Below are 12326 nucleotides of genomic sequence, written 5' to 3' on the forward strand. Positions count from 1 at the left end.
CTTTGAGCGGATCCAACGTTACATTGAGCGCTTACCGTCCGACTTTGAGCGAATCCAGCGTAACATTGAGCGCTTACCGTCCGACTTTGAGCGAATCCAGCGTAACATTGAGCGCTTAACGCCTAACATAGAGCACTCAACCAGAAACTATGAGCGGACACGCCACAACATAGAGCACTCAGCCAAATTAATGAGCGTTCACCTTCACCGCACCCCTCCCAACAATAAAAAACACTCCAAGGAACCACCCTCAGAGCGTTCTCTACCCACATTACATTACATTCCACAACACTCAATCTTCAATCAGCGGGTACACACCATTCTCATCATGCGTCTCCGTCCCGACGACTGGCGGATTAAAGACGCAAATCAAGCGCATGTCATCTTTTCCACCGCGTAAATAGTGCTCGTCGTGTTCATTCAACGCATACATCGTGCCATCTTTGATTGGGTAGACTTTGCCGTCCGCGATCGTTTCGATTTCACCATCGCCCGCCACACAGTATACAGCTTCTAGGTGGTTTTGGTAATGGATATGCGTTTCCGTTCCAGCGTAAATAATCGTTTCATGGAACGAGAAGCCCATATTGTCTTTCTTCAGTAAGAAACGTCGGCTTGCCCACGTTTCTGCCTTCGTTTCATTTTCGCTACCCATAATTTCATCTACTGTACGTACTATCACTAAACATTCTCTCCCTTAGTTTTTTACGATTTCCTCAATTGCTTCTTCTAGGATATCGAATCCTTGATCAATACCTTTTTCATCTATAATCAATGAACCGAGGAATTTGACGACTTCGCCTTCAGGTCCAGACGTTTCAATGATCAAGCCTTTTTCGAATGCTTTTGCACAGATTTTATCTGCATAGTCTTCCTTGCCTTCACCACAGACGATTCCTTGCATGAAGCCGCGGCCACGAGTTGTAGCTTTCAACTGTGGATAGTCTTCGACGATTGTTTCCATGCGCTTCGTGATGAGCTTGGATTTTTCTTGTACCGATTTAGCGAATTCATCTGTTTCCCAATACGATAAAGCTTCAGTCGCTGTTAAGATGGCCATGTTGTTACCGCGAAATGTTCCGTTATGCTCAGCTGGACCGAATGTATCGTATTCTGGTTTGATCAGCGTGAGTGCTAATGGTAATCCGTAGCCACCAATGGATTTTGACAGGCAAATGATGTCAGGTTTAATGCCAGCTGGTTCAAAACTAAAGAATGTTCCAGTTCGACCGCAACCTGCTTGAACATCATCGACAATTAGTATGATATCGTAATTTCTACAGAGACGTTCTACTTCACGCAACCATTTAAAGCTTGCGGGATTAATGCCGCCTTCGCCTTGTACCGTTTCGAGAATCATAGCTGCTGGCAAATCTAAACCACTGCTGGCATTAGCTAAATATTTTTTGAGAAAGGTCAAAGATTGATCTTCTTCTAAAAACGTATCGAACGGCATAGACGTCGTATTGTTAAGCGGTACTCCGGCTCCACCGCGATTGTATGCGTTGCCTGTTACAGACAATGCGCCAAGCGTCATGCCGTGGAAACCGTTCGTAAAGCTTACAATATTTTGTCGTCCCGTTACTTTGCGGGCGATTTTCAATGCACTTTCGACTGTATTCGTCCCAGTAGGTCCAGGAAACATTACTTTATAGTCCATGTTTCTCGGCTGCAAGATCACTTCGTTAAATCGTTCAAGAAATTCTTTTCGAACCGTCGTCCCCATATCCAAGCTATGTGAAATTCCATCATCTTGAATATATTTAATCAGTTTTTCTTTCATTCTATCGTTGTTGTGGCCGTAGTTCAAAGCACCTGCGCCGGCAAAGAAATCGATATATTCTTTACCTTCCGTGTCCCACATCTTATAGCCTTTTGCTTTGTTGAATACTGTTGGGAAACTTCTGCTGTAACTTCTCACTTGCGACTCGCGATTCTCGAATACTTCCATTACTTTCTGACTTTTTGTCAGTACCATGTGTAATTAATTCCTCCGTTAGATTCTGTATTTTTCCAGTGTCAAGTTGCGGCAATCGGCCAGTTTCTCAGAATGGTCCAATGCGGAACAGTTTTTCTGATTCGTGCCCGCCACCCGGGAATTGATCTTTCGTATAACCATCTGTGATTGTGCATTCCGTCTCTAAGTCACGTGCTAAGCCTTTAAATAGATTTTTTGACGGAATATTAGATGGCGTAACTGTCGTTTCTAGATACCGAATATTCCGACATTCATCACTTTGCAAAATCGTATGCAACATACGAGAAGCCAAACGCTTACCTCGTACAGATTCATCGACTGCCACTTGCCAGATAAACAAGGTATCTTGCGCTTTTGGTTGAATAAAGCCTGAAATGAAGCCGACAAGCTTTCCGTGATCTTCTACTACGATACTCGTGTCGCTGAATTGATCTGCCCACAGCAAATAACTGTAGGAGGAATTCAAATCGAGTATTTTCGTATCCTTAATGAGCTGCCAGATGAACTTTCCATCTTCTACAGTCGGCATACGAAATGAATACGGATCGTTCGGATCTAGCCCTGCAATCGAAACTTTGTGTTTAGTTTCCAAACAGTTTCTCCTCCAAGTTCTCTTACATGTAGTTTTACAAATTTTCATCATCTGAAATTCTCTAAGATGTGTGCTTCTTCATCCGAGAACACCATCTAACTGAAATACGTTCGTCGAATAGTCATCAATGTGAGGTTTTAAGGACCGAGCAAACACGCTCGGCAGATTCTTCTTATGAATCTAGCGGATATAGCAAGGGTACTTACGTAGAAAAGCCAAAATGGAGATTCGTGCTGGCTACTATGGGTGCTATCTTTCTGCCTTGCGGTATGAAGTGCAAAAAAGAGCGCCTTTACAAAAGCGGGGAGCTTTTGTTCATGGAAACAGCAGATATATTAAAGATTCGCTGATATGAAAGACACTTTCAATATCTTGAATTTACTACCATACGCATTCATCCAACCAACGTTCACACACTGGTGAAGAAGCAAACTATGTGTCTCCTCTGACACTGGTTGTAATTATAGGAAACTCTGAAAACGTTGTCAACAGTAAATATATCAATTTATTTATTTGATTAAAAAGTAAAGTACTGATAAGTCAGTCAGCGTATAGCCTAAGAGGGAATATAAAAAACCGGAAACAATTTTCGTTTCCGGTTGAATTTTATGAAAACAATATCTTTTCTAATTCCATTGGTGCAATATATGTATCCCCTTGATAAACACGCATATTACCACCTGAAATTTCATCGATCAACATGATGTTTCGCTCAGGATCGCGACCAAATTCCAATTTGATATCATATAGCTCTAACCCTTTTTCCGCCATCTCTGATCGAACGACTTCAGAAATTTGTTGAGTTAATTCTTTAAGCGTTGCGTATTCTTCATGCGTTAAAATATGAAGTTGCGCCAAAGCATCTTCTGAAATAGGTGGATCTTGACGTTCATCGTCTTTTAGCGTCACTTCCACGAAAGCATCCAATACTTGCCCTTCTTCAGCATACGCACCGAATCTGCGCAAGAAACTTCCGACCGCACGGTATCGACAAATCACTTCTAATCCTTTACCAAAGACCGTAGCAGGTTTCACCGTCATCGTTACTTCATCCAGATCAGCATCGATGTAATGTGTTGGTACGTTTTGCTCCTCCAATTTCTCGAAAAAGTATTTCGTCATGCGAAGCCCAGACTTCCCAGCACCATCAATCGTCAGGCCTACTGTGTTAGCACCTGGATCGAATACACCATCTTCCCCTGTTACATCATCCTTGAATTTCAATAGCACGTGGCCATCTTCCAAGCGGTAGACGTCTTTCGTTTTACCAGAATAGGTTAATTTCATCCGTACGATTCTCCTCTATTCATAAATGTGTACTACCTATTCAGTATAAAGCACTTTGACGAGAAGAAAAAGTATTGTTTGACGAAAGTTGATAGGCATCACTGCAGATTTCACAAAATACTCTTATACTTAGGATCACAAGTACACTTTAAAGAGGAGGAAATGAATCATATACTTTCATACAGTTACCTTCTATCTTTAATTGCAGCGCTTTTTGAAATTCGTACTAAGTAGCATACGTACTCTTCCATCAAGGCAAGTATGGAACCGACTCTACAAGAAGCAAGCATCCTTTGAAACAACAAAATTATGGAAATCACTGTAAATGGTGTATAAATCGGTATCGGTAATCAAATCGCTGAATGCGTACATATGTAAAAGAAACTCTTTTCATTCCGCCATACACATGATATGCTAGACATGAAAACTAAATATTTTGACCATTAGGGGAATCCTTCACAAGGACTGAGAAAAGAGTGTGGCTCTGAAACCCTTATCACCTGAACAGATTAGCACCTGCGGAGGGAAGTGGCGAGTCGTTCCGGATATATTTCTGTCGACATTTCTACCACTTTCCGATTCGGGAAGTGGTTTTTCCTATTGGAGGGGAATGAATGAAATTACTTGGCGTGACCGACGACCGTCTTTCAATTGATGAACTGACGCTACACTTGCAGCAGACTGCACCGTTTCTTGACGCCATCATTTTGCGGGAAAAGTCCAAGACAGATGAACAGCTTGTAAATATAGTCACGCGCCTTGCAAGTGCTGGATTTCCACTCAACAAGCTCATTCTACATGCCAGACCTCACCTAGCTAGCAGGCTGAACCTATCAAAAGTACAGCTGACCGGTTATGGCATGTCTTTACCAGATGCACATCAGGAATTTCCTGAGCTGGCATTCGGTTGCTCGATTCATTCGTTGGCAGAAGCAAAGGAAGCTGTGAAAGAAGGAGCAGACTGGCTTTTGTACGGGCATGTTTTCGAGACGAAATCGAAACCTGGACTGCCAGCGCGCGGAACGGAGGAATTGTTTTCTATTGCAGAGTGTAGTTCGATTCCCGTGTATGCGATCGGCGGAATTCAGCCGCATCACTTGCCCAATTTACAGCAAAACAATGTAGCAGGTGCTGCCGTATTATCCCCTATGCGTTCACTAAAAGTCTTACAAAGTTATAGAAATGGAGTGTCGTCTGATGGAGAAAATGATTGATTTGAACGGAAAATCGTATTCGGTCGTTCCGGAAGTAGGGACGATTCAGCAGTTACTTGAGCATTTAGGACTTGGCGATCGTATTTTGATTGTGGAGAAAAACAAAGAGATTTTGCAGAAAGATTACTATGACGCACCAATTATGGACCGAGACCAAATTGAAATCATACATTTTGTAGGAGGCGGATGAAAATGTTAAAAATAGCAGATAAAAAATTCTCTTCACGGTTATTACTAGGTACGGGGAAATATCCTTCATTTAAAATACAAAAGAAAGCAGTTGAGGTATCAGAAGCAGAAATCCTGACGTTCGCGGTACGACGCATGGATATTTTTGAGAAGTCACAGCCCAATTTCCTCGAACAACTAGATTTAACACGCTATACATTGCTACCGAATACGGCAGGAGCGAGCACAGCAGAAGAAGCTGTACATATAGCACGTCTCGCAAAAGCATCCGGACTCTGCGACATGGTAAAGGTGGAAATCATCGGGTGTAGCCGTTCATTGCTCCCCGATCCCGTAGAAACATTACGCGCGTCTGAAATGCTGTTAGAGGAAGGCTTCATTGTATTACCCTATACGTCAGACGACGTAGTGCTTGCAAGAAAACTATGTGAATTAGGTGTTCACGCTATCATGCCAGGTGCTGCGCCGATCGGTTCGGGCAGAGGCATTCTGAACCCACTGAATTTATCCTTTATTATTGAGCAATCCAATGTACCCGTCATCATTGACGCAGGCGTCGGCTCGCCAAAAGACGCGGCTTTTGCGATGGAACTCGGAGCAGACGGCGTTTTACTGAATACCGCAGTATCCGAAGCTGCAAATCCTGTCATGATGGCAGAGGCAATGAAGTTGGCGATTGAAGCGGGACGTCTCGGCTATAAGGCAGGACGTATGCCAGTACGCGATTATGGCGTAGCTAGCAGTCCGACTGAAGGGCTCGTGACAAATTGAGCAGTAAATATTCTCGGCAAGAGCTGTTTGCACCTATCGGACTAGTTGGGCAACAACGTATTCGCGAAGCAAAAGTTTTCGTCCTAGGAGCTGGTGCACTAGGCTCTTCCGGAGCGGAGATGCTGGTGCGTGCAGGTGTCGGCGAACTGACGATTGTCGATCGCGATATTTTGGAGTGGACTAATCTTCATAGACAACAATTATACACAGAGCAAGATGTGATCAATCAATTGCCGAAAGCGATCGCAGCGGAAAGTCGATTACGTGCTATCAATAGCGATGTGAAAGTTCGCGGGATTGTGGCGGATGTAACGCCTGAAAACGTCCTCGAGTTATTCGAAGGACATCAGTTCATTCTCGACGGCACAGATAATATAGAAACTCGGTTACTAGCAAACGACGCCGCATTACAACTCGGCATACCATTTTTCATGGGTGCTTGCGTCGGTAGCTACGGGCTGACGTTTCCTATCGGCGTAAAAGAAGGATCACCCTGCTTGCATTGTCTGCTCGAAGCTTTGCCGCCACAGTCATTGACTTGCGATACAGTCGGCGTCATCTCGCCAATCGTCGTCACAACTGCCGCCCGTCAAACCGCCGAACTGCTGAAGTGTATAACGGGCGCGACGATGGAACCCCGCCTTGAATCCGTTGATTTATGGACAGGCGAACGCGCCGCAATGAACGTGCAAAGCATGAAGAAACCTGGTTGTCCAAGTTGCTCAGACACCCCTGTCTATCCTTATCTGTCTGCCAACGAAGTCATGCGGACCGCTGTACTGTGCGGACGCGACACCGTGCAACTGACATGGCCGAAAAATCGACAAGTAGAACTAATACCATTCGCCGAATCCATCCGCGATATCGTTTCTAATTTAAAACAAAACCCTTATTTAGTTTCCTGTGAATATAACGACCATCGCCTCGTGTTATTCCGCGATGGCCGGATGTTGGTGCATGGAACGAAGGATATCACGGCTGCTCGGAAGATTGTGGCTGGTTTGCTCGGGTGATGGTTGGAGAATAGAGCAGTCGTGCATGGTTTCATGAGCGGATAACGTGTCTGATAGAGCGGGTAGCTGGCGACATTGAGCGCTCGTGCGATTTTATGAGCGGTACACTCGCTGGATTGAGCGGGTAGCGTGTCGCATAGAGCGGGTAGCCCGTTACATTGAGCGCTGCCACGATTCAATGAGCGGCTTCACGAGTAAACTCTGGATTGAGCAGATAACATGTCACATAGAGCGGATAGCCGGTTACATTGAGCGCTCCCACAGTTTTATGAGCGCTTAACACGCTATATAGAGCAGTTAACACAACGTATAGAGCGCTCCACATCGAACATAGAGCGCGCCCCCACAATCCCACAAATAAAAAAACGCTTCAGAAAGCCATAAAATGGCCGTCTGAAGCGTTTATTTCATTACTTATTCAACATCCCACTCACTCAGTCAAACCCAAATCCTTCTCAGCCGTACTCTCCAGCTTTAACACACCATCCGTCATTTTGTACACCTTATCCACGTACTTAATCAACCGTACATCATGTGTCACAACAATGGTCGCCGTCTGATTGGACTTCGTTTCATTACGCAACAACTCCATGACTTCAAACGCTCGATCAGAGTCGAGTGAAGCGGTAGGCTCATCTGCTAAAAGAATTGACGGCTTACTGAATAACGCTTTGGCAATCGCCACACGCTGCCGCTCACCGCCCGATAAATCGGAAGGATAATTCTTGTGTAACTTAGTAATACCTAAATCCTCGTATAACTTACGTTGCTCGTCTTTCGACATATTATCTTTCTTCACTTTATTCAGCAATTCCAGCTGCTCGTCAACAGTTAAAAACGGCACGAGGTTGGAAGCTTGCAAAATAAAACCAATTTCCTGTAATCGGACTTTAGAACGCTGCTTTTCATTCAGCTGCGATAACTCTTTGCCATTAATGATGACTTGCCCTTCGCTTGGAGATTGCAGACCGCCAGCCACTGTCAGGAACGTACTTTTACCTGAACCGGACGGACCGATGACTGCGACCAATTCGCCACGTTCGACTAAAAAATTGGTCTCCTTCATCGCTTCAACGAGCGTATTGCCTTCACCAAACGTCTTTTTCGCGTTTCGTAATTCCAGTACCATCGTCTTACCCCCCTATTGCTTCGAGCGGATCAATTCGGATAATCGTCCAAACCGAAATGACAGCTCCCAGAATCGCCACTACTATTAAAATCAAACCATAAAGTATCATGGTAGGTATATCGAACATGATAGGAACTGCATTTGGTAGGAAGCTTCCCGCAAGTAACGTTAGACCAAAGGCGAGGACAACCCCGATTAGCGCAAGAATGAATGTCTGTGCGACAACGGATCTTGCCAAATAGGCACTGGAAATCCCCTGCGCTTTCATCAGACCGAACATACTGATTTTTTGTACAGTCAATACGTACAAGAAAATCGCAACGATTGCAGCTGAAATGACAAATAGGAAGTAAATCATATACGTTAACGTCAAATTCTGTTCTGTATAGCCCGGCAGATTCTCGATAAACGTTTCTGTTTCAATGATTTCCGTATTGTCGGGCAAGGATAGTGTATCCCAGTCTTTATCTTTGACGACAACCGCATTGACTACGTCTTTATTCATTGTATAGGCGTCACCGAATTTAATTTTCTGCATATCATTTAACTTCATGTAGAGAATAGGCGATGCATTAAAACGCGCTTTTTCCGTGAAGCCGACAATCGTCAGTTCCGTATCGGATGATGACAACTCGAGTGTATCTCCAATTTTAAAGCCTTCATCTTTCAACACGTCGGATGCTACGACACCGTTTTGAACGTAAAACGTTGGGTCTCCTTCACTAACTTCTGGCTTAATGAACTCTTCCCTATCAATACCGAAGAGCATAACATTTTGCTTGGTATCACCATTGTTCGCAATGGCACCCATTTGGCTGACAACAGCCGTTTCTTTCGCATCCAGCTCATCGGCTACTTCCTTGTTGAGTGCCGATTCGTATAAACTCTTATCCGATTCCTCTGTCAGTAAAACCGCATCGACATTCCAAGTGTCAATCGCTTCCCTGTTCATGCTGGCTAATCCATTTGCCAGTCCGGATAGGAAAAACACAAGGAACGACACCAATAGCAAAATCGATGTAATGAGTAAAAATCGTAATTTATTCTTCTTGATTTCGCTCCAGGCTAAAAACATTCATTCTCACTCCTTTTAATCGGATATTTATAGCTACTTCTTTCGATATGCCATGAATCAAGATAATTCATAGTCTGATCTTCCTTTTTATCCTACCGACACGAACAAACTGCTATTTTCTAATTTGTTCATACTTTGTATAATGTTCATATAAGTTAATAATACATAGCTCTAACTATAAATACTAGAACAATTGACTGCATAGACCTATTTTATACTTTTTGATTTCCTGCTGATCAAAAAACCTACGATGAAACCATATACAGCGTGTCCGGCAACCCACCAGAACAAGGAAACCATGTTCGTGACATTTGGTGTTCTGTCAGAAAACGAAGTCGTCGGATACAGCACTAAACCGATGGCGACATTCACTAAAAAAGGGAACATAATCGCATGATTGCGGATGAAACCACTACTTTTATCGTACAACATCACCAGTATGATACAGAGCACCACCGAGACGATCAGATGAAAAAACACTTCAATTACTTCTGGAAATGCATACTCTTTTATAATAGGTATGTAATCTACATTCAACAACAACGTATATACTTTGTGCCCTGTAAGCGACTGCACGGCTTTTAAAAAAACAGCAAGAAAAATACCCGTTACGATACCGATCCACGTACCTTGTACACTATATGTAGTTTTCATTTTGACACCTTCCTAGAATGTAAAAATAACAGATTTGACTTGTCTCGTCAAATCTATGTATAATGTTAGACATGAAGAACAGAGCGATAATTGATCGCTAATTCTAGTACACAGAAAGGTTGATTGCTTTGAAGCCGTCGTCTGAAACCCCTACGTATACAATTAAACAGGTTGCAGATCAAACAGGCTTGTCGAGGCAAGTCTTGAGGAAGTGGGAAGAGCGCTATGATATCGTGATTCCACAGCGTCTCGATAATGGCTATCGAATCTATCATGATGAGGACATTCGGTTATTTTTGTTGATGAAGCGCTATGCAGAAGATGGTTTTGCGCTATCACAAGCAGCTGAAATGGCCAAATCCCAGAAGAACTCTACTATTTCATCGAATCCTAAAAATACCTATTTAGAAGATACATTGAGCGATTTATTGCGCCACGGTACAAATTGTGATGAGCTAGAATTAAACTTCTCCTTACAAGCGGCCTATCATCGATTAGGACTTGAACACTATCTGCAGCAAATCGTCATTCCATTTTTACAACAAGTAGGCGATCACTGGGCAAGTGGTGAATGGGATGAATATCAAGAAGCCTTGTCGAGTTTGGTCGTACGGGATCAACTCGTCCAGCTACGGCGCAACTTTCACTATCGGGAAGACTCCCCTATATTACTTGGCGCTTGCCTCCCACATGAATCACATGAAATTCCGGTGCATATTTTTTTACTGCAACTCATGCTCAAAGGTTGGCGTACAGCGATGATTGGATCTACACCAGCTCCTGGCGCTATCCAGTCTCTTGTAGAAAAGATCCAGCCTGCCAAAGTGTTGTTGTCGGCATCCACTACGTTTCCGTTTGAGAAAGATCCGCAGATGATACAGGAGTTGGACGAGTTTGCAGGCCAACATCCTAGTACCGAATTTTATCTGGGCGGATATGGAGCGTTCATTTGGGCGGATCGGCTGCATCTACAACATATTCATCTACTTGAATCAATTGACGAGATTTAAGAATTTTTACATGTATCATACGCTGCCAATGCACGCGCACGGGCTGCTTGGTGGTCAACGATCGGAGCGGGATAAGTTGTACCAATCGTAACTCCTGCTGATTCCAACACTTCATTCGGTGCTTTTGCTGGTTGAAATACATACTTTACTGGCATATCCGTTAACTCGGGTAGCCACTTTTTTATATACTGCGCTTCTCCGTCAAATTTCTCCGCCTGAAGAATCGGATTAAACACTCTAAAATATGGTGAGGCATCAAAGCCACTGCCCGCCACCCATTGCCATCCCAACGCGTTGTTCGCTAAATCCAAGTCCACGAGCGTCTCTTCAAACCACGCCATGCCCTCCCGCCAATTGATCAATAAATGCTTGATCAAAAAGGAAGCTACGACCATCCGCACACGGTTATGCATATATCCAGTTTCCCATAATTCCCGCATTCCCGCATCGACTAACGGATAGCCGGTATGCCCTGTTTTCCAAGCCTCGAGCTGACCATCTGCAGGTTGCCACGGAAACTTTTCAAACTCCGGTCGCACAGGTTTCGTCAACATCTCTGGAAAGTACAGTAGCTGGTACTTATCGAAATCCCGCCACGCCAATTGCCGAATAAAAGCTTCCACTTGCTGATCACCGACGTCCTCCGCCGCTGCTACCGCGCCATGCCATAGCGAACGTACGCTGACATTTCCCCAAGCCAAGTAAGGCGACATTCGTGAAACACTAGCTTTTGCAGGAAGGTCCCGTTCCACTAAATAATCGTATAATCCACTATCTCGGAACGTTTCCCAGCATTCTATTGCGGCTTTTTCTCCAGGTTGCCAATGATTGGCGAGCTTGTCATACCAAGGTTTATCCGATAACAGGCCCCATTGATCTGAAGACAATGACTGTAGTGTAGCAGTAGACGGCACGAGTTCAGGCGCCGCAAGCGGTGTCGCGATCGGTTCTTGGCGCAGTCGCCTCCAAAACGGCGTAAATACTTTATATGGCTGATTCGTTTTATTAAAAATCGCATCAGGCGCAACGAGTAGTGTCCCTTGGAATGAACGCACTTGAACACGCCTTTTCTCACAAGCCTCTGCTACTTCACGTTCTGCTACACGGCTTTCCGGATCGTACAATTCATTGAAAACAAGCTGATCAGCCCCGCTTTCATCTATCAACTTCATCAACTGTTCAACAGGTTGTCCTTGCCTGACCACGAACTGGGTCTGCTGCTCCGCAAAACGCTCGATTATTTCCAGCAAACTATGATGCAACCACCAATCGGATGCTGCATACCGCGTTTCTGGCAAAATGAAAACGGGCAACACTTCACCATGTGCCGCCCCCTCCACCAATGCTGGATGATCATGCAAACGCAGATCGTTTCGGAACCAAACTATTGTTTTACTCACTCTGTTCACTCCTT

The 12326-nt window shown here is 44.2% G+C and carries 13 protein-coding genes and 1 riboswitch; of the genes, 5 read left to right on the top strand and 8 right to left on the bottom strand.

The genetic code is table 11. The features are described 5' to 3' along the window. Positions 1–292: 292 nt before the first annotated feature. The 4 genes from H605_RS0109010 to H605_RS0109025 all read right to left on the bottom strand — a co-directional run bounded on the left by H605_RS0109010 (position 293) and on the right by H605_RS0109025 (position 3857). Positions 293–682: an ectoine synthase gene (locus H605_RS0109010; protein ID WP_029053914.1), complete on the bottom strand. Its 390-nt coding sequence runs from the start codon at positions 680–682 to the stop codon at positions 293–295. Between the two features lie 15 nt (positions 683–697). After that, positions 698–1978 carry a diaminobutyrate--2-oxoglutarate transaminase gene (gene ectB, locus H605_RS0109015; RefSeq protein ID WP_029053915.1) on the bottom strand — a complete coding sequence of 427 codons (1281 nt, stop codon included), beginning with the start codon at positions 1976–1978 and terminating at the stop codon, positions 698–700. Between the two features lie 67 nt (positions 1979–2045). Beyond that, a complete protein-coding gene (ectA, locus tag H605_RS0109020) occupies positions 2046–2570 on the bottom strand; it encodes a diaminobutyrate acetyltransferase (RefSeq protein ID WP_081657898.1) in 525 nt (174 codons plus the stop codon). 606 nt (positions 2571–3176) lie between these two features. Beyond that, the gene (locus H605_RS0109025; RefSeq protein WP_029053917.1) at positions 3177–3857 is read right to left on the bottom strand and encodes a phosphoribosylaminoimidazolesuccinocarboxamide synthase; all 681 of its coding nucleotides are present in this window, start codon (positions 3855–3857) and stop codon (positions 3177–3179) included. A gap of 435 nt (positions 3858–4292) precedes the next feature. Next, positions 4293–4401, top strand: a riboswitch (TPP riboswitch). A gap of 70 nt (positions 4402–4471) precedes the next feature. Between H605_RS0109025 and H605_RS17685 the strand changes: the two genes are divergently transcribed. Genes H605_RS17685 through H605_RS0109045 form a run of 4 tightly spaced genes read left to right on the top strand, consistent with a single transcriptional unit; the run spans position 4472 to position 7044 of the window. Further along, positions 4472–5071: a thiamine phosphate synthase gene (locus tag H605_RS17685; protein ID WP_051210534.1), complete on the top strand. Its 600-nt coding sequence runs from the start codon at positions 4472–4474 to the stop codon at positions 5069–5071. Next, complete coding sequence (gene thiS, locus H605_RS0109035) at positions 5055–5261, top strand: sulfur carrier protein ThiS (protein ID WP_081657899.1); 207 nt, start codon at positions 5055–5057, stop codon at positions 5259–5261. Before H605_RS17685 ends, thiS begins: the two co-directional genes overlap by 17 nt. Beyond that, positions 5258–6031, top strand: a complete 774-nt coding sequence (locus H605_RS0109040; protein WP_155979506.1) for a thiazole synthase — start codon at positions 5258–5260, stop codon at positions 6029–6031. Before thiS ends, H605_RS0109040 begins: the two co-directional genes overlap by 4 nt. Further along, complete coding sequence (locus H605_RS0109045; protein WP_029053920.1) at positions 6028–7044, top strand: ThiF family adenylyltransferase; 1017 nt, start codon at positions 6028–6030, stop codon at positions 7042–7044. The genes H605_RS0109040 and H605_RS0109045 overlap by 4 nt, the downstream gene beginning before the upstream one ends. A 430-nt stretch (positions 7045–7474) precedes the next feature. Here the strand turns inward: H605_RS0109045 and H605_RS0109050 are convergent, their stop codons facing one another. From H605_RS0109050 to H605_RS0109060, 3 genes are all read right to left on the bottom strand, one after another. Further along, positions 7475–8173, bottom strand: a complete 699-nt coding sequence (locus H605_RS0109050; RefSeq protein ID WP_029053921.1) for an ABC transporter ATP-binding protein — start codon at positions 8171–8173, stop codon at positions 7475–7477. A 4-nt stretch (positions 8174–8177) separates the two neighbouring features. Then, positions 8178–9248, bottom strand: a complete 1071-nt coding sequence (locus tag H605_RS0109055) for an ABC transporter permease (RefSeq protein WP_029053922.1) — start codon at positions 9246–9248, stop codon at positions 8178–8180. Positions 9249–9455: 207 nt separating this feature from the next. Beyond that, positions 9456–9902: a hypothetical protein gene (locus tag H605_RS0109060; protein WP_029053923.1), complete on the bottom strand. Its 447-nt coding sequence runs from the start codon at positions 9900–9902 to the stop codon at positions 9456–9458. 128 nt (positions 9903–10030) lie between these two features. Between H605_RS0109060 and H605_RS0109065 the strand changes: the two genes are divergently transcribed. After that, complete coding sequence (locus H605_RS0109065) at positions 10031–10912, top strand: MerR family transcriptional regulator (RefSeq protein WP_037561835.1); 882 nt, start codon at positions 10031–10033, stop codon at positions 10910–10912. Here H605_RS0109065 and H605_RS0109070 read toward each other — a convergent pair. Next, the gene (locus tag H605_RS0109070; RefSeq protein ID WP_029053925.1) at positions 10909–12312 is read right to left on the bottom strand and encodes a cryptochrome/photolyase family protein; all 1404 of its coding nucleotides are present in this window, start codon (positions 12310–12312) and stop codon (positions 10909–10911) included. The genes H605_RS0109065 and H605_RS0109070 overlap by 4 nt on opposite strands. Between the last annotated feature and the right edge of the window lie 14 nt (positions 12313–12326).

The organism is Sporosarcina ureae DSM 2281 (genome assembly GCF_000425545.1).
Lineage (GTDB): Bacteria > Bacillota > Bacilli > Bacillales_A > Planococcaceae > Sporosarcina > Sporosarcina ureae.

Bases quoted from the DNA above. Each gene is read 5' to 3' on its own strand.
- ectB (WP_029053915.1), bottom strand. From the start codon at position 1,978: ATGGTACTGACAAAAAGTCAGAAAGTAATGGAAGTATTCGAGAATCGC.
- H605_RS0109025 (WP_029053917.1), bottom strand. From the start codon at position 3,857: ATGAAATTAACCTATTCTGGTAAAACGAAAGACGTCTACCGCTTGGAA.
- H605_RS17685 (WP_051210534.1), top strand. From the start codon at position 4,472: ATGAAATTACTTGGCGTGACCGACGACCGTCTTTCAATTGATGAACTG.
- thiS (WP_081657899.1), top strand. From the start codon at position 5,055: ATGGAGAAAATGATTGATTTGAACGGAAAATCGTATTCGGTCGTTCCG.
- H605_RS0109040 (WP_155979506.1), top strand. From the start codon at position 5,258: ATGAAAATGTTAAAAATAGCAGATAAAAAATTCTCTTCACGGTTATTA.
- H605_RS0109050 (WP_029053921.1), bottom strand. From the start codon at position 8,173: ATGGTACTGGAATTACGAAACGCGAAAAAGACGTTTGGTGAAGGCAAT.
- H605_RS0109055 (WP_029053922.1), bottom strand. From the start codon at position 9,248: ATGTTTTTAGCCTGGAGCGAAATCAAGAAGAATAAATTACGATTTTTA.
- H605_RS0109060 (WP_029053923.1), bottom strand. From the start codon at position 9,902: ATGAAAACTACATATAGTGTACAAGGTACGTGGATCGGTATCGTAACG.